At 65.3% G+C, this 19,933-nt stretch carries 20 protein-coding genes and 2 pseudogenes; 11 read left to right on the plus strand and 11 right to left on the minus strand.

Annotation, left to right across the window (positions count from 1 at the left end; translation table 11 throughout):
* Positions 1-70: 70 nt before the first annotated feature.
* From F6X51_RS16530 to F6X51_RS16540, 3 genes and pseudogenes are all read right to left on the minus strand, one after another.
* Entirely contained in the window at positions 71-952 is an 882-nt protein-coding gene (locus F6X51_RS16530; RefSeq protein WP_150964777.1) for an ABC transporter permease subunit, read from the minus strand.
* 30 nt (positions 953-982) lie between these two features.
* Positions 983-2,326: a sn-glycerol-3-phosphate ABC transporter substrate-binding protein UgpB gene (gene ugpB / locus F6X51_RS16535; protein ID WP_150964778.1), complete on the minus strand. Its 1,344-nt coding sequence runs from the start codon at positions 2,324-2,326 to the stop codon at positions 983-985.
* A 691-nt stretch (positions 2,327-3,017) separates the two neighbouring features.
* Positions 3,018-3,542 (minus strand): annotated as a pseudogene (locus F6X51_RS16540) (LysR substrate-binding domain-containing protein); the annotation flags it as partial.
* A 146-nt stretch (positions 3,543-3,688) separates the two neighbouring features.
* Between F6X51_RS16540 and F6X51_RS16545 the strand changes: the two are divergent.
* The gene (locus tag F6X51_RS16545) at positions 3,689-3,928 is read left to right on the plus strand and encodes a hypothetical protein (protein WP_150964779.1); all 240 of its coding nucleotides are present in this window, start codon (positions 3,689-3,691) and stop codon (positions 3,926-3,928) included.
* A gap of 449 nt (positions 3,929-4,377) precedes the next feature.
* On the plus strand, positions 4,378-4,683 hold the full coding sequence (locus F6X51_RS16550; protein ID WP_150964780.1) for a DUF4214 domain-containing protein: 306 nt from the start codon (positions 4,378-4,380) through the stop codon (positions 4,681-4,683).
* 42 nt (positions 4,684-4,725) lie between these two features.
* Here the strand turns inward: F6X51_RS16550 and F6X51_RS16555 are convergent, their stop codons facing one another.
* The 5 genes from F6X51_RS16555 to F6X51_RS16570 all read right to left on the minus strand — a co-directional run bounded on the left by F6X51_RS16555 (position 4,726) and on the right by F6X51_RS16570 (position 6,948).
* Complete coding sequence (locus F6X51_RS16555; protein ID WP_150964781.1) at positions 4,726-4,980, minus strand: hypothetical protein; 255 nt, start codon at positions 4,978-4,980, stop codon at positions 4,726-4,728.
* A 423-nt stretch (positions 4,981-5,403) separates the two neighbouring features.
* The gene (locus tag F6X51_RS16560; RefSeq protein ID WP_150964782.1) at positions 5,404-5,613 is read right to left on the minus strand and encodes a hypothetical protein; all 210 of its coding nucleotides are present in this window, start codon (positions 5,611-5,613) and stop codon (positions 5,404-5,406) included.
* Positions 5,614-5,668: 55 nt separating this feature from the next.
* A complete protein-coding gene (locus F6X51_RS28640; RefSeq protein WP_246696852.1) occupies positions 5,669-5,887 on the minus strand; it encodes a hypothetical protein in 219 nt (72 codons plus the stop codon).
* Positions 5,839-6,072: a hypothetical protein gene (locus F6X51_RS29065; protein WP_407658579.1), complete on the minus strand. Its 234-nt coding sequence runs from the start codon at positions 6,070-6,072 to the stop codon at positions 5,839-5,841. The genes F6X51_RS28640 and F6X51_RS29065 overlap by 49 nt, the downstream gene beginning before the upstream one ends.
* A gap of 150 nt (positions 6,073-6,222) precedes the next feature.
* Positions 6,223-6,948, minus strand: coding sequence for a GntR family transcriptional regulator (locus F6X51_RS16570; protein WP_150964783.1), 726 nt, complete (start codon positions 6,946-6,948; stop codon positions 6,223-6,225).
* Positions 6,949-7,073: 125 nt separating this feature from the next.
* Between F6X51_RS16570 and F6X51_RS16575 the strand changes: the two genes are divergently transcribed.
* The 7 genes and pseudogenes from F6X51_RS16575 (at position 7,074) to F6X51_RS16605 (ending at position 13,668) form a co-directional block, all read left to right on the plus strand.
* On the plus strand, positions 7,074-8,441 hold the full coding sequence (locus F6X51_RS16575; protein ID WP_150964784.1) for a class-II fumarase/aspartase family protein: 1,368 nt from the start codon (positions 7,074-7,076) through the stop codon (positions 8,439-8,441).
* A 105-nt stretch (positions 8,442-8,546) separates the two neighbouring features.
* Entirely contained in the window at positions 8,547-9,896 is a 1,350-nt protein-coding gene (locus F6X51_RS16580; RefSeq protein WP_150964785.1) for a cation:dicarboxylate symporter family transporter, read from the plus strand.
* Positions 9,835-10,407 (plus strand): annotated as a pseudogene (locus F6X51_RS16585) (transposase). The gene F6X51_RS16580 and the pseudogene F6X51_RS16585 overlap by 62 nt, the downstream one beginning before the upstream one ends.
* A gap of 198 nt (positions 10,408-10,605) precedes the next feature.
* Entirely contained in the window at positions 10,606-11,484 is an 879-nt protein-coding gene (locus tag F6X51_RS16590) for a helix-turn-helix domain-containing protein (protein ID WP_246696846.1), read from the plus strand.
* 203 nt (positions 11,485-11,687) lie between these two features.
* Entirely contained in the window at positions 11,688-12,701 is a 1,014-nt protein-coding gene (locus F6X51_RS16595; RefSeq protein WP_150964786.1) for an aldo/keto reductase, read from the plus strand.
* 9 nt (positions 12,702-12,710) lie between these two features.
* Entirely contained in the window at positions 12,711-13,133 is a 423-nt protein-coding gene (locus F6X51_RS16600) for an SRPBCC family protein (RefSeq protein WP_150964787.1), read from the plus strand.
* 112 nt (positions 13,134-13,245) lie between these two features.
* The gene (locus F6X51_RS16605) at positions 13,246-13,668 is read left to right on the plus strand and encodes a hypothetical protein (protein ID WP_150964788.1); all 423 of its coding nucleotides are present in this window, start codon (positions 13,246-13,248) and stop codon (positions 13,666-13,668) included.
* A gap of 119 nt (positions 13,669-13,787) precedes the next feature.
* Here F6X51_RS16605 and F6X51_RS16610 read toward each other — a convergent pair whose 3' ends face one another.
* Both F6X51_RS16610 and F6X51_RS16615 read right to left on the minus strand, forming a co-directional pair.
* Positions 13,788-15,179 carry an MFS transporter gene (locus F6X51_RS16610; RefSeq protein ID WP_246696847.1) on the minus strand — a complete coding sequence of 464 codons (1,392 nt, stop codon included), beginning with the start codon at positions 15,177-15,179 and terminating at the stop codon, positions 13,788-13,790.
* A gap of 87 nt (positions 15,180-15,266) precedes the next feature.
* On the minus strand, positions 15,267-16,643 hold the full coding sequence (locus tag F6X51_RS16615) for an NAD(P)H-dependent oxidoreductase (protein ID WP_150964789.1): 1,377 nt from the start codon (positions 16,641-16,643) through the stop codon (positions 15,267-15,269).
* A gap of 162 nt (positions 16,644-16,805) precedes the next feature.
* On the opposite strand from F6X51_RS16615, the gene F6X51_RS16620 reads away from it, so the two are divergent.
* On the plus strand, positions 16,806-17,702 hold the full coding sequence (locus F6X51_RS16620) for a LysR family transcriptional regulator (protein WP_150964790.1): 897 nt from the start codon (positions 16,806-16,808) through the stop codon (positions 17,700-17,702).
* Here the strand turns inward: F6X51_RS16620 and F6X51_RS16625 are convergent.
* Entirely contained in the window at positions 17,650-18,642 is a 993-nt protein-coding gene (locus tag F6X51_RS16625) for a LysR substrate-binding domain-containing protein (RefSeq protein ID WP_150964791.1), read from the minus strand. The two genes, F6X51_RS16620 and F6X51_RS16625, sit on opposite strands and share 53 nt — an antisense overlap.
* Positions 18,643-19,044: 402 nt before the next feature.
* Between F6X51_RS16625 and F6X51_RS16630 the strand changes: the two genes are divergently transcribed.
* A complete protein-coding gene (locus F6X51_RS16630) occupies positions 19,045-19,911 on the plus strand; it encodes a class II aldolase/adducin family protein (RefSeq protein ID WP_150964792.1) in 867 nt (288 codons plus the stop codon).
* Positions 19,912-19,933 lie beyond the last annotated feature (22 nt).

The following is a 19,933-nucleotide window of genomic DNA, read 5'->3' on the forward strand; positions in this document are numbered from 1 at the left end:
GGTGCCTCCGGTGCCGCGGCCCGCGGACGCGAGGGCAGGGACGTGTCGGGATGAACGTTGGCCCAGCGCGTCACGTGACGGCCTTTCGCCCGAGGAACCGGAACTGCAGCGCGCAGAGCACGATGACGCCGGCCATCAGCACCACGGACTGCGCCGAGGACGAGCCGATGTTCGCGTTGACGACGCCGTCGAGATACACCTTGAGGACGAGTGTCTGGGTCGACTGGGCCGGGCCCCCGCCGTTCACCGCGTAGATCGTCGCGAAGGTGTCGAAGGCCGCGTAGACAAGGTTGACGACGAGCAGAAAGTATACGGTCGGCATCAGCAGTGGCAGGACGATGGTGCGGAACCGGTGGACGCCGCGGCTGCCGTCGATGCGGGCTGCCTCGACGATCGTCTTCGGGATGGCCTGCAGTCCCGCGAGGAAGAAGATGAAGTTGTAGCTGATCTGCTTCCAGGCGGCGGCAAGGATCACCAGCGCCATCGCCTGCGTGCCGTCGAGCTTGTAGTCCCAGACGATCCCGATCCTGTTCAGCCACGCGCCGACGAGGCCAATCTGCGGGTGGAACATCAGCACCCACAGCACGGCCGCCATGGCGGGCGCCACCGCGTAGGGCCAGATCAACATCGTGCGGTAGAAGGCGCGGCCGCGGATCTCCCCGTCTGCCAGGACGGCGAGCAGCAGCGCCGCGCCCATCGAGAGGGCGGTGACACATGCGCAGAACAGAGCCGTCCGCCCTATCGACGCAAGGTAGAGCGGATCGGCGAACAGGTCGGCGAAGTTGTCGAGACCGACGAACTCCGTGCTGGTGCCGAAGGCGTCCTCGCGCATCGCGCTCGACCAGATCGCCTGAGCGGCAGGCCAGAGGAAGAACACGAAGGTCAGCAGCAGCTGGGGCAGGATCAGCAGGGCGGGCAGCAGTCGCCCTGGAAACAGCGTTCGTCGTTCCATGCCTGGGGAGCCTTTCGCCGACCCGTCGCGTCATCCCCTGGCAGATTTCTGGAACTCGCGCAGCACCCGGTTGCCGCGCGCGACGGCACTGTCCATCGCGATTTGCGCGCTCTGCTGCCCCTGCAGCGCCTTCTCGATCTCCTCGTAGAGGATGGCGCGGATCTCGGGCAGGCGGCCGAGCCGCAGCCCGCGGGAGTTCGGGGTCAGCTCCCCGCGGGAGAGCTGGCGCGCCGGCACATCGGTGCCGGGATTTTTGTCGAAGTAGCCCGACTGCTTCGTCGCCTCGTAGCCGGCGACCGTGACCGGGACGTAGCCGGTATGCTGGGCGTAGAGGGCGACCTGCTCGGGCTTGGCGATGAAGGCGTAGAACGCGGCGACGGCCTTGTACTCGGCCTCGCCCCGCTTCGGCGCGGTCATGGCCCACAGGCTGGCGCCGCCGATGATGGAGTTGTTCGGCTTGGGGTTCAGCGCCGGCTCGGTCGGCAGGAACGCCTCGGCGTAGCGGAAATGCGCGTTCTTGACGATGTCAGCGCGGCCCGACGACGAGCCGAACCCGATCGCGGCCTGGCCGGAATAGAACACCGCGTCCGGCGCCCCGTCGCGGCCGGCATACTTGAAGGCGCCGTCTTTCGACAGGTCCATGAAGCGCTGCAGCTGGTCGACGAAGGGCTTGGTGTTGATGAGCAATTGCGCGCCGAGGCCGTCGTAGCCGTTGTTCTCGGTGGCGTAGCCGAGGTTCTGGATCGCGGCGTATTCCTCGAACTGGATCCAGGTCATCCAGGCGGAGGTGCTGGCGATCGGCGTCGCCGCCTTGGCGGCGAGCGTACGGGCGGCCTTGGTGAAGTCGTCGTAGGTGGTCGGCGGACTGTCCGGGTCGAGCCCAGCCTTCTCGAACGCGTCCTTGTTGTACCACATGACCGCCGTCGAGGAGTTGAACGGCATCGAGGCGAGCTTGCCGTCCGGCAGGCTGTAGTAACCGCGCACCCCGGGAATGTAGGCGTTGGAGTCGAGGGCGAAGCTGGTCTCCTCAGCAAGCTTCCAGGCCGGCTTGATGGCCGGCCCGGCCTGCAGCATGGTGCCGGTGCCGACCTCGAAGATCTGGACGATGTGCGGCGCCTTGCCGGCCCGGTAGGCGGCAATCGCTGCCGTCAGCGTCTCCGGATAGGTACCCTTGAATACCGCTTCGAGCACGACCTCCGACTGGCTCGCGTTGAAGTCGCGCGCCAGCCGATCGACCTCCTCACCATTCGCCCCCGACATGGCATGCCAGAGGACGATGGGCGTCTTGTCACCCGCGGCGGCGGAGGTCGAAGGTCGTGACACTGTCCATGCGGCGAGGCTGCTGACGCCGGCCAACAGAGCGCGACGATTCATAAAAACCCTCCCGGTCGCGGGATCGAAGCGCCCGTTGAAGTCGGGCTTGAAACGAGATCCCTTGGTGACGCCTGCGCCGGAGCGGCAGCATGCTCACGGTTGCATCATGCACGCGCATGACAGCGGAAGAAAGCAGGACGAGCGCGGCTGGGTTCAGTTTGGCACCGACCTGAGGCAGGTCCCCCTCATGCTGCCTGCCGGACTGCGCCGACGTCCCGCAGCTTGAGGCGCCGAAAATCTTCGCGCGCGAGGTCGTCGCAGCACTTTGGACGGAAGAATGCGAGGCTGTTTCCGATCTGAGCCGGGACGCGGCCTCGGGCATAGGCGCTGGGAACATCCCGACAATCGCTTCCTGCGAAACGCAATTGACGCGCAATGTTCGCTTCCCGTTCCGACCCGTCCGAGAACCGCCATTCCCGCGTTCGCCCGACATGCCGCAGCCGCCTGCCTTGCGCCAGCAGCAGCCGGACATCGCCCAGCTTCGTCCTCTGCGGCTCAGGTCAACGCATGAGCGGTGGGCAGGCGAACCTCGTCGTCGCGCATCCCCGATCCTGGACCCGAGACCTCGAGCGCGCCGGATTGCCCGAGGGCGAGACGACGCGTAGCGGGGCGTTCTCGCGTCGCAACCGCAACCAAGCCATGCTCGAAATGGAATCGACGCCGTCAGATAACGACCACGCGGCCCTTCGAATCACGCGCGCTGCCGTGCCGGCGACGGCCTTTCGGTCGACTTGAGCCGCGCCCGCCACGTGCCCCTCTCCACGAGCTCGGCGATGACCCCCGCCAACACCTTGGCAACGCCTTCGCTGCCACGGCCGTTCAGTGTACGCTGGGAGACGACAACGGAGAGAAGCCAAGACGGCGTTGGGTCTGTGATAGGGACCGCAACCATCTCTCCACGCTTGATTTCCGCAGACAGAGCGAAGTGCGGCATGATCGCCGCGTACTTTTTCGAGCGGACGAGTTCCGCGATGGCTGGCAGGCTCTCGCAATCAATCGCCGTCGCCGTGACCTCGTGACGAGCGGCCAGCTGCTCGATCACGACCCGGAGGATATTCGGTCGCCCAGGCAGGACGATCGGTAATGGAAGCGAAAAGATGTGCTGGAAGCCGATCTGTTCCTGGCAGGCAATCGGGTGGCTGGCTGGCACGATGAGCATCAGGTCCTCGACCATCATCTCGGTCCAGGCCCCATGCTCGAAGGCTTTGTGATTGAACCGCCCCGACATGCCGCCATTGCTGCCGGCCTTGGCCAGTCCGCCGCCAACACCACCATGAACGCGGTCACCACCGTTCGCGCGGTCACCACCATTCGCGCGGTCACCCACGGCCTGCCAGATGCGCAGCCGACAGGAGACGCCGCATGGCCCCTCGCGAAGCTGCCGCCGCCAGTACCGGCTTTGAGATCGTGAGGCGGATGAGTATGGCCGCTGCCGTCACAATGGAGAGCCGGGACGACGCGACCGACGGGCGGAAGCAAACAGCGGTGGCTGCGCTTTCTGCCCGCGCGGATGGAGCCAGATCCGTTCTGATCGGCAAAAGCGAAACCGCTTCGCATTCGCAGGAGCAAGCCTCCAACCCTTCAGGCTCGATACAAAATTAGAAGTTGTATTCATTAAGAAACTTGTTCGGATTAAATATGACTTAACTATCCACAATTTGCTTCGCAACTTACATACTCGCCCCAGAGTTGCACAAAATATCAGAAATCGTCTGGTTTCTGAGAAAATCGCAATTTCGACGTGTATTTATGGCTCTTTTTGGGCTTCTCGGCACGTCCGGCGGTGCTCAGTCCTGCACAACCAGCGGTGGCTTGCTGTTCGATCTCGGCCTCGGGATCGGGAGCGGCACTGCCAGCGGAAGCATCCTCAACCTCAATCTCGACCCTCTGCTCACCCTCAATGTTGGAGCGGGGGGCACAACCTCGGCAGTGACGGTCGACGCGGGGCCGGGTTCGACGGGCTCGACCGCGATGTCGCCCGTGATCAATCCTGGGGTAGACGTTGGTACGGGCTCGACAGGTGGCAATGGTGGTCTCCTGACTGGGCTTCTGTGCAGTTGCTCGACAACGGCACCATCAACCTCCACGACATGGCCAACGCCTTCGTCTATTCACCGGAGGCGCTACAGACCTACGGCGCCAACACCACCAATGCGCAGTTCGTCACGAACCTCTACCACAACACCCTCCATCGAGAGCGGGATGCGGTCGGGTTCCAGAACTGGACCAACGCCCTGAACAATCATGTGCTCGATCGCGGTAGCGTGCTGCTCGGCTTCTCTGAGCGCGCGGAGAACCACAACCAGACCGACCATCAGCTGCAGAACGGCATCCTGCTGGATTACGGCATAGCCTGAATAAACCGCTGCGGCCGGTGAGACGATCGCCGGCCGCATCCCTCATGTCTCGTCATGCCGGCTCATGTGCACGGCCATCGTCATGTGGACGGTGTGGATGGTCGCGCGCTGGTAAGCGAGCATCTTCTCGAGACTGCCCCGCGCTCCGATGATGTCCGCGGTGTCCAAGCCGGAGGTGAGCGTCCCTGCTTGTCCAAGGAGGTCGAGGCGCTGCCGGCTGGCGTCGGCCGCCACGTCATCCGGCTTGTCCAGGGTGTCGACGACGATGGGGCGGGTATCCTCGGCAAGCTGCTCCACCGGGATCAGCTCATTGCCCGATCCGCGCGTCCCCGCTCCGACCGGCCGTTGCTCGCGAGCCTATGTTTCGCAGCGATCCGCGAAAGGTTCTCCGCCTTGCGCGTCCATCCGGAAGCGATCCGCCCCGAGCATGGCATGCCTACTTCGCGCGTGGGCGCCTCGGCTCTGTTTCAGGAGGTGGAGCAAGGGCGGTCGCCCGAGTGTCCTCCGCAAGCTCCTGCCACACATCACCGCTGGATGCTTCCTCTCGTGAGTCTTCACGTGAGGAAGTCATTTGTTGGAGGCACGACCTCTCCTGAGATCATAGGCCATGCAGCAACGAGAACAGCCGCTGATCAAATTCGGCGGTACTTGTACGCGACCAACGGCGCCGGAGGTGTTGAAGAGCCCCGCAAACCCTCAGGTTGCGGGGCTGGCAGTGGCTTACATGCCGTGGCGCATCATCCGACGCTTCATCATGTGCTTGCGCATCATGCGCTTCTTCATCATGTGCTCGCGGTGCGTCATGCGAACCTGCGTGACGTTGGCCTGATCGGCCTGCAGCCCACCCGGTCCAATGGGAGCCGCTGAGGCTGCGCCTGCGGCGAGGGTGCTGAGAAGAGCAGCAGCCGTGACGGCAAGGATCTTCTTCATCAGGTTCTCCAGTGAGGCATGCTCGCGCCCAGAGCCGGCGGAGCCGGCCTAGGCGTCAGGAGGGGGCGTGAGCACAAGGGCATTTCTCCTCCCGCCCCATACGGGCGGTGAGAAGAAAAGTTTCGCTGGAGTTTTTGTAGGCAGGCTGGGAGCCCACCCACTGACGCATCCTGCAGATTTCGCACATCGGTCGATGCCCCATGACCGTGCCGTCCGGGTGGATCTTCACCGTCTGCTCCTTGTCGGCACCAGCCACCTTGATCTCGTACTGCACCGCTGAGCGTCCTCATACCCGTATACAGGCACGGGGCGGGCATCGCCGTAGCCATAGGCCGGCGCCGCATGCGCCTCCGAGACCGCCGCGCCGAGCAATGCGCCGGCTGCCAGACCACTGATCACGCCAACCGCAATAGCTCCTCCGCCACGGGCTTCCGCCGCTGTCGAGCTCAGAGCGCCCATTGCTCGGAGACGTCCGCCTCCTCGCCCGCGACGGCGATACTCTTGCCTTGTGCCGTCTGCAGCTCGACGTTCGGCGGCGTCATCGCGAAGGCCCGATGCTGCTCCTCGAGCGGACGTTCGCAGGTTGGACGATACGGAACGCGACAGGTCTTATTCGCGGCGCAGGCGTTGAGTGACCGTGAAGCGGTCCGCCGGGTGAAGCGTGTCCGAAATCTCCACTGCCCTGCCGGTACTATCGAGATAGCGCCGCAGGATGCGCAAGGCAGGGGCGTCTGTCTCGGCCTGCAGGAGCGCTGCCTTCTCAGGTGAGAGGCGCACCGCCTGCACATCCTGTCGGATCTCGGCGATCCGACAATCGTAGCGCTGCTCGATCAGGGTGCTGATCAGCACATCGGGAGAAGCCCGCACGATCTCGCCGATCTCGGCATAGGCGGGATCGACATACACATCGGTGCAGCCGACGGGCGCGGCTCCCGGTTTTCCATCACGTCGGAAGCTGGAGATCCTGAGCCAGCGCGAGCCCACTGGGCAGCCGAGATGGGCCGCCAGCGCCGGTGCGATCTCGACCTCCGCGATGTCGCGGACCTCGCGAACGTGGGCAGCGCCGAACTGGATCAGATCCTCGACCGAGGTGAGGGCCTGCCGATAGCCAACGACTGGCACCGAGGTTTCAACCCGGGTCCCCGCCTTCTTGTTGCGGGTGACGAGGCCAAGGTCCTGCAGCTCCCGGATCGCGACTCGCACCGTGTGGCGGCTCGCGCCGTAATGCGCGCACAGGTCCAACTCCGTGGGCAGGGTCGAGCCGACCGGGAAGCGACCGCTCGCAATGCCTTCGGTCAGGTCTCGCGCCACCTGCGCATACCGCGTCTCTGCCATCTTTCCCTCGTTGCGCAGCGTGCGCTTTTCGACGCCGCGATCATATTGACATTATGTCCGTACATAAAGTAGGGATTTAATGTACGTACATAATAGGCACGCCTCAAGGCGTGTGGAGGAACGCCATGAGCCAGTCCGCCATTCCGGCCGCAACCACCGTCATCGACAGCGTCCTGTTCCGCGACGCTTTCGGCACGCCAGCCATGCGGGCTGTCTTCTCCGACCATGCTCTGATCCAGCGCTACATCGAAGTCGAGATCGCGTTGGCGAAGGCGGAAGCGGCGTGTGGCGTGATCCCGACGGATGCTGCCGCCATCATCGCCGAGAGCTGCAATTTCGACAGCCTCGACCTGGTTCTGCTGCGTCGGGAGACTGACAACGTCGGTTACCCGATCCTGCCGCTCGTGCATCAACTCGTGCATCAGTGCGGCGAGGCCGGACGCTACGTACACTGGGGTGCCACCACCCAGGACATCATGGATACGGCCAACGTCCTCCAGATGCGCGCTGGCTTGGAGATCGTGGCCGCCGACGTCGCGGAACTACGGGGCATCCTTGCCGACCTGTCGAGGCGGTACCGCGACACGCCGATGGCAGGGCGCACCCATCTGCAGCAGGCACTGCCCGTCACCTTCGGTTACAAGACCGCGATCTGGCTCGCCATGCTCGATCGGCACGCGGAGCGCCTGGAACAGGTCAAGCCCCGCATCCTGGTCGGCGAGTTCGCGGGTGCAGCCGGCACGCTGGCCTCGCTGGGCAAGGACGGTCTCGCCGTGCAGGAAGCCTTCTGTCGCGAGCTCGGTCTCGGGGTGCCGGCGTCCACTTGGCACGTCGCCCGCGACGGGTTTGCCGAGGCCGTCAACCTGCTTGCCCTGATCACGGGCTCGCTCGGCAAAATCGCCCTCGACATCATGATCATGGCCTCGACGGAGTTCGCGGAGGTCTACGAGCCCTTCGTCACCGGACGCGGTGCATCCTCGACCATGCCGCAGAAGCGCAACCCGATCTCCTCGGAACTGATGCTCGCCGCCTCCAAGGGTGTGCGCCAGCATGCAGGCCTGATGCTCGATGCGATGATCCAGGATTTCGAGCGCGCCACCGGCCCCTGGCACGCCGAGTGGATAGCCATTCCGGAGAGCTTCGTGCTGACGGCGGGAGCGCTGCATCAGGCCAAGTTCGCCCTCGGCGGCTTGATCGTCGACGAGACCAAGATGCGGGCGAACCTCGGGATCAGCCGCGGCCTGATCGTCGCCGAGGCCGTGATGATGGCGCTGGCACCCTACACGGGCCGGCAGGAGGCCCACGATCTCGTCTATGCCGCCTGCCGTGCGGTGAACGAGCAGGGCGGCACGCTGGCCGAGGCCCTGGCCGACGTGCCCGAAGTCACCGCCCATTTCGACCGCGCCGCGATCGAGCGGCTCACCGATCCTGCCAATTATCTCGGCTCCGCCCCGCAGATGGTCGACCGCGTGTTGGCCTCCGCCCAGCGCTGACGTCGCACCTCGCACTCTCCTGACCAGAGGCACCAGGGCCGCCGGGCACACGCTCGGCGGCAACGAAAAAGAGTGCCCGGTCATCGCAATCATTTGGAGGAAACCATGCCAACGACGATTAGCGATCCGGCCTCCTTGCCCCATCCGACGACCGCAACCCCCTCCACCGCAAAACCGAAGAAGAAGTCACTCTGGACGAACCTCGGTTTCCAGATCGTCGTCGCCATGGTGCTGGGCGCTGCGATGGGCTTCGTGTTCCCGGAGGTCGCCGTCCAGCTCAAGATCCTCGGCGACATCTTCCTGCGCCTGATCAAGACCGCGGTGGCACCGCTGGTGTTCCTCTGCGTCGTCGTCGGTGTGACCTCTGCCGGCGACTTCAAGCGGGTCGGCAAGGTCGGCCTTATCGCGATGCTCTATTTCGAAATCGTCTCCTCGATCGCGCTGGCCGTCGGCCTGCTTGCCGGCAACGTGCTCGGCGTCGGCAAAGGCATGGCGGACGCGACAAAGGCGACCCTCGCGCAGGGCAAAGCGCCCACCGGTGCGGCCGCCCCTCACTCGACCTTGGAGTTCATCCTCAACATCTTCCCCGACAACTTCATCGGGGCCTTTGCCAGGGGTGAGCTTCTGCAGGTACTCGTCATCGCTCTGATTTTCGGTGCCGGCCTCCTGCACCTCTCACCCGAGAAACGCCAGCCGATCGAGAACGGCCTGACCAAAATCTCGGATGCGTTCTTCGAATTCATTCACCTGATCATGCTGGTCGCGCCGATCGGCACATTCGGTGCGGTGGCCTTCGCGGTCGGATCGAGCGGCTCCAGCGTGCTGCTGTCGCTGATCTATCTGATCCTGAGCTTCTATGCCGTGGTGACCATCTTCATCGCGGTGGTGCTCGGCACAATCTCGGCCGTATTCAAGATCAACCTGCTTCAGTTCCTGAACTTCATCCGGGAAGAAATCTACATCGTGCTCGGCACGGCCTCGTCCGAGAGCGTGCTGCCACGGCTCCTGGAAAAGCTGCCGACCTATGGTTGCTCGCGACAGAGTGTCGGACTCGTCCTGCCGACCGGTTACGCGTTCAATCTCGACGGCACCTCGATCTACATGTCGATGGGCGTGATCTTCCTCGCCAACGCCTACCACGTCCCTCTGGATCTCGGTCAGCAGCTCGGAATCCTCACGGTCATGCTGCTCACCTCGAAGGGAGCGGCGACGGTCTCAGGCGGCAGCTTCGTGGTGTTCGCGGCGACCGTTGCGGCGACGGGCGTGCTGCCGCTGGAGGGGCTGCCGATCCTGTTCGGCGTCTACCGCTTCATGTCGATCGCCATCGCCACGGCGAACGTCATCGGCAACAGCGTCGCGACCGTCGTCACAGCGAAACTCGCGGGTGAGTTCGATCCAGAGATGGCACGTCACGCCCTCGCCCGCCTGCAGGCGGAGCGTGCCGGAGCTGCCTGAGACGCCGAAAGACGGGCGGCCGCGTGCCTCGGATCGATCGGCGTTGGCCGGCATCATCCTGGTGCTGCGCACCGGCATGCGGTGGCAGCCCCTGCGGCGTTCCGAGGTGGGCTGCAGCGGCAAGACGGACTGGCGGCGGCTGGGCGCGTGGCAGGCAGCCCGCGTCTAGGCCGCCCTGGATGCGGTACCGGGCACGCGCGCAGGTCGGCGCGGTCGCCCCCGGCGCAGACCGGCCAAGCTGCACGCCGGCAAGGGTTACGAGCATCGCGGCTGCCGGCGTGCGTGCCGGGCGCGCAGCATCACACCGCGGATCGCCCGGCGCGGCATCGCGAGCAGCGAACGTCTGGACCGCTACTGCTGGATTGTGGAGCGGACCCTGGCATGGTTGGCCGGCTTCCGCCGCCTCGCCATCCGCAACGAACGCCGCGCCGACCGCCACCTCGCCTTCACCACGCTCGCCGGTGCCCGCATCTGCCGTGCTCAGGCCAAACGGCTCTTTCCCGAACTCTAAGGCCGGTCGCGGACGTCATCCGCCCATGGATGCTCGGAAGCAGGTGGCGAACTCCACCAGGGGCAACAACGGCGCGTGAACGGCGACAGAAGCATCGTGGGTGGGACAGCTTGTCGTAGCGGGTTGCGATGCGCCAGAATTCCGTGAGGCTGCAGACCGTGGCCTTGATGCGTCGGCGCTCATTCCTGAGGTGCTCTGATGTCGTTCGAGACAATGGGGAACCAGCGGCGTAGTACGTGCCAGGTACTCGGTCGCCTCGATCATCGGTCGCAAGTGGTCATCGAACGCCGGATCAACGGGGCCGGTTCACATCCAAGGCAGGCCTACCCCTGCAACGAACTCATCGTGATGCTGGGCGGACGCTCGGTCGTGCGACGCAGCGGTGACGGTCAGAATGAGAGATGCCTCGCCAGGGCCGGAACGGCTTGGACCGGCCCCGTCGGCTTCATGGAAAAGGCCGAACTCTCCGACGCGATCGCGTGTCTCCATGTCTGCCTGCCGCCGGCCCTGATCGAGCACAGCGCGCTGGCGGACTACGGCATCGACGCTTCCCTGATCGAGCTGGCTTTCGTCGGCGGCTTGGCCGACCCGCTGCTCCTCAGTTTCGCGCAGGCCTTCGACGGCGTCCTGGCCAGACCGCCTCAGCCGACGGACCAGCTGTTCATCGACGGATTGACGACTGCTCTCGCGGCTCACCTGATCGCCAATTACACGATTGACCGCTGGAAGCCGCCGACCGCGACGCAGAAGCTCGACAGGCGTCGGCTCAAGCGTGTGCTCGACTATATCGACGCACACTTCGCCGAACTCATCCGCCTCGACCACCTCGCGGACGAGGCCTGCCTGAGCCCTTTCCACTTCGCGCGCCTGTTTCGCGAGGCCACCGGCGTGACGCCGCATCGCTACGTCACGAACCGACGCGTCCATGCGGCTCGAGAGGCGCTGGCGCTCGACCAAGCCTCACTCCTTGAGATCGCGTTGGCGTATGGCTTCGGCACTCAGGACAACTTCATAAGAGTCTTTCGCAAGAGCACCGGCCTGACGCCCGGGCAGTACCGGAACATGTTCCGGCCTTGAGGCGGCGCCCGACTCCCCGTCATGCGCTCCGGTCACCGCAAGAACTGCCGATAGACCCGCAAGGACGGATGATACAGTGGCGCCGAGAAGGTGTACGCCGTCATGCGGGGCTTGGCAGCAAGATCACCTGAGGTGAATTGCGCCTCTGAGCATGAAGGCGGCAGCCCCGATGCCGCTCTGACTTCCGCACCCTCGGAGGAGCCATGATCATCAGGGATGCCCTGCTTGCCGGTCCGCTCGGCTTTGGTGCCGCGCCTCTCGGCAACATGTTCCGCGAAATTCCGGAGAGTGAGGCGGAAGCCACCGTGGATGCAGCCTGGGAAGCCGGAACGCGCTACTTCGACACCGCTCCCTTCTACGGTACCGGACTGTCCGAGATCAGGCTCGGCAAGGCCCTGTCGAAGTACCCCCGAGACGCCTACCGCCTCAGCACCAAGGTGGGCCGCCTCATCCTCGACGAGATGGAGACGGGCGGGCGCGACCAGGGCGAGAAGGGCGAGATCTTCAAGTACGGGCGTCCGAACAAGATCGTCTACGACTACACGGAAGATGGCACGAAGCGATCCATCGCGGACAGCCTCAAGCGCATGGGCGTCGACAAGATCGACTTCGTCTGGGTCCATGACCTCGCCAGGGACTTCCACGGCGACAAATGGGTCGGGTTGTTCGAGCAGGCGCGGACCGGCGCCTTCCGCGCGCTCGACCGGCTGCGCGACGAGGGCGTGATCAAGGCCTGGGGACTTGGGGTCAACAACGTCGAGCCGGTCGAACTCCTGCTCTCGCTCGACGAGGCCCGGCCGAACGGAACGTTGCTGGCAGGCCGCTACACGCTCCTGGACCACGAGAGGGCGCTTGAGCGCCTGATGCCCGCCGCGATCGAGAAGAAGGTCGAGATCGTCATCGGAGGCCCATACAGTTCCGGCGTGCTCGCGGGCGGCCAGCACTTCGAGTACGGCTCGGTGCCGCCGAAGATTGCCGCGAAGGTCGAGACGATCAAGGCGCTTTGCGGCAAGCATGGCGTGCCAATCAAGGCTGCCGCGCTCCACTTCTCGCTGGCCCATCCCGCCTCCGCAGCCGTCATTCCCGGTGCGAGCAGGCCGGAGCGGATCGCCGAAGACCACGCGGCGATCAACTTCGCGGTGCCCGAGGATTTCTGGCGTGACCTGCGCCGGAGCGGCATCGTTGCGCCGAATGCGCCTCTTCCGTTCGGGCAGTAGGCGGCGGTCATGGCGACGGCATCGGCAAGCGTCGACATCCCAGCTTCCGCCTCAGAGGCGTGGCAGCTCATCGGCGGGTTCGGCTCACTCCCGGACTGGCTGCCCTACATCGTGAAATCCGAGCTGAGCGAGGGCGGCCGCGTTCGGCACCTCGCAAACCCGGACGGTGGCGTCATCGTCGAGCGGCTCATGGCGTTCGACGAGATCGGACGGAGCTACAGCTACCACATCCTCCAGTCGCCCTTCCCGCAGACGGGCTACCTGTCGACATTGCGGGTGAGAGAGAGCGCCGACGGCAAGCAGTCGCGCGTGGAATGGTTCGGCGAGTTCCAACCCGTCGGGGTGAGCGACACGGAAATCTCCAAGCTGTTCCAGGGGATCTACGAGGATGGCCTTGCCGCCCTGAAGAAGCACTACGCCGACAGAGGCTGAATGGCCGAGGCCCGCACGGAGTGGTGCCGATCTTCCCAGCATCGAGAGCCAATGAGGCGCGCCGCCTCCGCGAGATGCGCGGTTGCGGCGCGCCCTTTCCGGAGATGCGACGATGGCGAAGATCCTGTGCGTCCCGTACCCGGATCCGGTCGACGAGTACCCGAAAGCCTCTCCACGCGACGAGATCCCAACGATCTCGGTCTACGACATCAGGGTGCTGGCCGGCTCCAACCGGGCAGCCAGCCTCTCGGCAGACCGACCCAAACCACGTTCCAAACAACGCTTTGGTGAAGGACCGCCCGCGGTCCATCGAGATGAACGTGAACGCACCAGTGCTTGTTGCCTCGACCAATGCAGCCACCGGCAGCAGGATCGGCGTGGGCACTACCCTGCCGGACTGCATCTTGCCGCGACGTGGGACTTCCCGGTGCTGGGGCGACTTGAACCGACGCAAAATCGATCGCCGATCATTGGCTTGCCCGAAAGCGCCGTTTCGCTCTCGGCCAACCTCGATCATTCGAAGCCTCGAGGCTGAATTCGCCGATCGTGGGAACTGCGTTTGATGCCGACCATCTTCATCAAGAGCGGAACCGGGCCAATCCGGTTCCGCCGTGCCGTATTCACGGGAAGTCTGTGAGATGGCGACCTGACCGTCTAGCGATCGCCCAGCGAAGCCGGGATGATCCGCATCAGGATAGCGCCCGCCAACATGCACGCAGCCACGGCGTAGAGGCCGAAAGCCGGGTTGCCGGTGAGCACGTTCAACCCGCCTACCATGTAGGGCGAGACGAACCCGGCGAGGTTCCCGATGCAGTTGATGGTCGCGATGCCGGCGGCGGCCGAGGTGCCCGCCAGGAACGCACAGGGTACGCCCCAGAAGAGCGACAGGGCCGAGAGCATGCCCGCCGTGCCGATGCTGAGCCAGAACACCGCTGCGGCTGGGCTTTGCCCGACATAGCCGGCGAGTGCCAAGCCGAGCGCGCCGATCGCCAGCGCCGCGGAAAAATGCGCCCGACGTCGGCGGGTGCGATCGGCGCTGATCCCGGTCAGGATGATGGACGGGATGGCGACGAGGTAGGGAATGGCCGAGAGCCAGCCGACCGTTGCGACGTCCTTGATGCCCGACTCTTTCACGATCGAGGGCAGCCAGAAGCTGATCCCGTAGAGGCCGATGATCGTCATGAAGTAGACGCCGCTCAGCTTCCAGATCCGCACATCCTTGAGGAAGTCCATGGAGGTGGCGTGGACGACCTTGTCGCCGTCCTCATGGCGCAACTCGGCGCTCACCTCGGCCTTCTCGGCGTCGGTGAGCCACTTTGCCTGTTCGGGCCGGTCGACCATCAGGTACAGCACCGCGACGCCGGCGATCAGCGACGGGGCAGCCTCGAGCAGGAATAGCCATTGCCAGGCCTTCATCACCGTCGAGCCGTCGAAGTACTGGAGGATCAACCCCGACACCGGACCTCCGACGACGCCCGCGAGCGGGATCGCGATGTAGTAGAAGCCCAGGGCGAAGCCGCGCTTCTTGGCCGGGAACCAATACGTCAAGTAGAGCATGATGCCCGGCGAGAATCCGGCCTCGGCGAGGCCGAGGAAGAATCGCGCGGCGTAGAACTGGATTGGGGTTGTGACGAACAGCGTCAGGGCCGAAATGATCGCCCAGGTGATCATGATCCGGGCGATCCAGATCCGGGCGCCAAGCTTATGCAGAGCGAGATTGCTTGGAACTTCGAAAATGAAGTAGCCGATGAAGAAAACGCCCGCCCCGAAACCGTAGACGGCATCGCTGAAGCCGAGATCCGACATCATCTGGAGCTTGGCGAAGCCGACATTCACCCGGTCGAGATATGCGACCAGGTAACAGACAACGATGAACGGCATGATCCGCCACGTGATCTTGCGGTAGACATTCGTCTCCGCAGTCCGCGCGCCGAGGTCGAGGCTGGCTGCTTGATCCATGGTTTCCTCCAATCGGCCCTCTTGGCGGGCTCTGTCGCGGTGATCGGGATTGGCGTACCGGCCTCGCGGCACATGCGGGGCCGGCACGTGTTCGGGCGCCTGGCGGTCTCTTGCGCCTCGGGGGCTCGGACGTCGGCAGCCTCAGATTTAGCCCAAGGGTGACGGGCGCGACTGTCAGGCGACCTTTCGCGGAGCTTGAGCCGGACTTATCTCCGAGCGGAACATCGCCTCCATCTCCCGCCGGACGTGGATCGCCTCCTTGCTCGCGTCGTACTCGACGTCGCTCCATCGGACGGCACGGCCGGCGGGCACGTCATTCTTCAGCACCATGTTGTGCGCGAGCCCGATCGGCAGGGCGTCCTGGGCCAGCGAATCTGCCGTGGGCATCAGCTTGCCGTAGACGGTGAAGCCGCCCTCGCCGTCGAGCATCTCACCGGCGCGGAGGGCTCGCTTGGCGGTCGCTGCCACGTCCCCGCGCCATTCCGTGGTTGCGCCGGTCGCTTCGCCGCGCACCGCGATCGAGGCCACGGAAATTCCGAGCTCGAGACCGATCAGGTGATAGGGCTTGTAGGTTGCGGCGTAGCGGCCGCTATCGTCGGTCCTCAAGCCGTACTGCGCGAAGCAGTCCCGCACGTACCGGCTCGGCGCTTCGAACACCGCGTAGACGCCCCAGCGCAGATCGCGGAAGACGGGACGCCCGTCCCGCTCGAGCGAGGAGATCACCTCGACGGTGCCGCGATCCGCGAGGATCCCGCCGTCGCAGACGGGCCTCAGGATGTTGGGCAGGTCATCGACGCCGCAGGGCGGGAAGGCGAGCCCGTCGCGCGGGGGCGTCAACCCGCAGGCATTGGCGACGGCCGCCATCTCGAGCGCTGACTTGGTGCCGTCGAGGAAGGAGTTGAACATCTGTGCGTTGAAGTCGCCGCCCGCGACCTGCTCGGCACTGAAGCCGTAATGCCCCCAGACCGTGTCGGGCGTGGAGCTGTGATAGGCCGGCAGGTATTTCGTGCCCTTGCCCGCGCAGATCACCTCCAGCCCGATCGTACGGGCCCAGTCGACGAGTTCGGCGATGAGCGCCGGCTGGTCCCCCGAAGCCATGGAGTAGATGATCCCGGCCTCCGCCGCCCGGCGGGCGAGGAGTGGTCCGGCGAGCACATCCGCCTCGACGTTGACCATCACGATGTGCTTGCGGTGCTCGCAGGCCTTGAGCGCATGGTGGATACCGGCGGCCGGGCTTCCCGTCGCGTCGATCACGATGTCGACGAAGGGGCTCGCGATCATCGCGTCGGCGTCGTCGGTAATGACGGTCGTGCCGGCCTTGGCGGCGGCCTCCATCGTGCTCGCCGCGAAGCGGGCATCGTCCCAGCCGACGCGCAGCAACGATTGTCGCGCCCGGTCCGGCGACAGGTCGGCCACCGCGATGAGATGGATGCCGGGCGTCCGGGGCGCCTGCGACAGGTACATGGAACCGAACTTGCCGGCGCCGATCAGGCCCACGCGGACCGGGCGCCCCTCACTTGCGCATCGCTCCAGCTTGGAAAACAAGGACATGTCGCAATCTCCCTAAAGCGGCGCGCGTTCGGCGAACCCGAAACTCGGCGTCGCGCTTGCACTTTTTCGCGAGACTGGAACTATCATTCGAATCCGCGCACGCCCATGTGGAGGATCGCAAAGGCGCCGTGCGGAAATCCCAACATCCAGCGGCGACACCCGATGGCCGATTTCGATTGGAACGACCTGCGTGCCTTTCTCGCCATCGCGCGGGTGGGGCGGCTGACGATCGCTGCGCAGCGCATGGGCATCGACCACTCGACCCTGAGCCGGCGACTGACCGCGCTCGAGGCTGCACTCGGCACGCGGCTCTTCGACCGGCGCCCCTCGGGCTTCTCCCTCACGAGCGATGGCGAGCAGCTTCTCGCGGATGCCGAGAGGATGGAGAGCGTGGCGATCACCATGCGGTCGCGCCTGGACGAAGCCTCGCATCAGGTGAGCGGCACAGTGCGGCTCGGCACGCCGGAGGCGTTCGGAACATATTTCCTGGCACCGCGGCTCGCCGAGCTTTTCGCGGCACAGCCGGCCCTCGAGATTGAGTTGGTGGCCAACCCGCGCAGCTTCAGCCTGTCGAAGCGCGAGGCGGATCTCGCTGTCAGCATGGCCCGGCCGGAGACGGGCCGGCTCTTCGCCCACAAGCTCGTCGATTACGGTCTCGGCATCTACGCGGCGCGCGGCTACGCAGGAACGGTCCGTTCGGTCGACGACCTGCCGCACCACCGCTGGGTCGGGTATGTCGAGGATCTGCTCTGGACGAGCGAGCTCAACTACCTCCCGCAGATCTCGCCGACGATCCACCCGCACGCACGGATCTCGAACGTCATCACCCAGTTGGAGGCGGTGCGCGGTGGGGTGGGCCTCGGGATCCTACCGCATTTCATGGCGCGGGGCTGCGGCGACCTCACGGCGATCCTGCCCCAGGATGTGCGCATCACGCGCGCCTACTGGCTCATCGCCCACGCGGATACGCGCGACCTGCTCAGGGTCAAGCTCGTCTCGGAATTCCTCAGGCGGCAGGCGGCGGCGGCGGGCGACGCCTTCTGGCTGGCGCGACCGTAGGCGCGTCGGAGGTAGCCATCAGGCCGGCATCCGCGCCCGCCTGCGCCCGGCTCTCCCGCTCCGCCTCCAGAAGCCACCGGCGGAAGGCCCAGATCTTCTCCAAATCGCCGTCGCCGTCGCGGTAACAGATGAAGTGGAGATCCCGGTACAGGCTCCGCACCCGGCCGTTGCCGAGGCGAACGAGTTGCCCGGCGTCGATCTCGGCCTGAGCGAAGCGCAGACTCTCCAGTGCGACCCCAAGCCCCTGAACCGCGGCCGAAATCACGAGGGAGCCACGGTCGAACGCGGCGCCGCCCGGCGTTTGCGGAAGCGGGAGACCATTGACCGCGAACCAGTCCGGCCACCGCACCGGGCTGAACGAGGATTCGAGCCGCGTGAAGCGCCCGACCGTGGACGGCTCGATCTGTCCGAGGCCCCGATCGATCTCCGGAGTACACAGAGCCGCGATCTCCTCGCGGCCGAGTGACTCGACCGCCAATCCGGGCCCATGTGGAGGGCGACCGTAGGCAATCAGAACGTCGATCTCGTCATGCCGGCTCAAGTCGATCGGATCGGCGTTGGTAGAGAGGCGGATGCCGAGGCCGGGATGCCTCTCCACGAAGGAGGGCAATCGTGGGCTCAGCCACTTGGCCGCGAAGCTCGGCGTACAATGGACCGACAGGGTTGAGGGCGGCGGCGGGCTCAACCCGGTGCAGGCCCGCTCGATTATGTCGAACGCATCCGAAACGCCAGCGAGCAGGCGTTCGCCATCGACGGTGAGCATCACTTGCCGATTGGCCCTTCGGAAGAGCGCGCGCTCAAGCGTCCGCTCCAACGCGCGGATCTGGTGGCTCACCGCCGAGGGCGTGAGATGCAACTCCTCACTCGCCCGCGCGAAACTGCCGAGACGCGCGGCGGCCTCGAAGGCGCGCAGCCCAGGAAAGCTCGGGATCCGGCGCATTCAGCAACCCGTGAATAGAATTCATGAAAAGAGTGAAAAAACGTCGTTTGTCAACGGGTTGGTCCGGCACAATAGTGCTTCTCACGCCACGAAGGCGATTGAGCGGAGACGGTCGAGAACGCCGTCAACGGCGGACACGCGGGAGGACGGCACAGGATGCGACCGTGCGCGCCGGGCGCAACCGCGCGGTGGCTGGTGCCGTTCACGATGGCCTGCTCCGTGGCCGTCGCCTTCGATCCTCTCAATACCGGGTACGCGACGTCGCCGATGTCGGGCCGGTCTCCAGTATCGCCCGCCCTCTGACCGATCGGTCCCCAACCGCCGGTCTCGTCTGCGGTCATCGAGCCGGTTGGGCCATGAGGATCGCAGGGTCCTACCCCGCAAACTGAGAGAGTGCGAACCATGCTCGACGACGATCACGCCCACCCCGACGACGTTGCCCTCCAACTCGCCGATGACAGCGCCGGCCGCAAGCGGATCTCGATCTACCAGCCCGAGCAGGCCGGCCTGATCTTCCCCGAGATCCCGGATTTCAACAGCTTCGAGGAGGAGCGAACCTACCGCAAGCAGCACCTCGTTGCCGCCTGCCGCGCCTTCGCGATGCACGGCTTCGATTACGGCTTCGCCGGACATCTCACGATCCGCGACCCCGAACGTCCCGAACTCTACTGGACCAATCCGATGTGCGTGCACTTCTCTCAGGTGCGGATGTCGAACTTGATCCTTGCCGACCACAACGGCGACGTGGTTGAAGGCCGATATGCGGTCAACCGCGCGGGCTTCGTCCTTCATGCGGCCGTTCATGATGAGTATCCGGACGTGATGGCGATGTGCCACGCGCACACCGTCCACGGCACCGCCTGGTGCGCCACCGGCCGGCCGCTCGACATGATCAGCCAGGACGCTGCGGCCTTCTACAACAGCCACGCGGTCATCGGCGCCTCGGCGGGCGCGGTCGCGGTGGAAAAGGCGAGCGGCCAATCGGTCGCCCAGCAGATCGGTCGCAATCGCGGGGTGCTGCACCAGAACCACGGCCTCCTGACCACGAGCCGGCACAGTATCGACGATGCGGCCTTCTGGTTCATCGCGCTTGAGCGCGCCTGCCAGCAGCAACTCCTGGTGGAGGCGACGGGGATCAAGCCACAGGTATTGTCGGAAAAGACCGCCCGCTACAGCCGTGAGCACGTGGGCAGCGACTATATCGGTTGGCTACATTTCCAGACGCTCTACAGCCACATCGCGGCGACGCAGACGGACATGTTCGCATAGGCATCGCATGACAGGCCTCTCG

The organism is Methylobacterium planeticum, assembly GCF_008806345.1.
GTDB lineage: Bacteria > Pseudomonadota > Alphaproteobacteria > Rhizobiales > Beijerinckiaceae > Methylobacterium > Methylobacterium planeticum.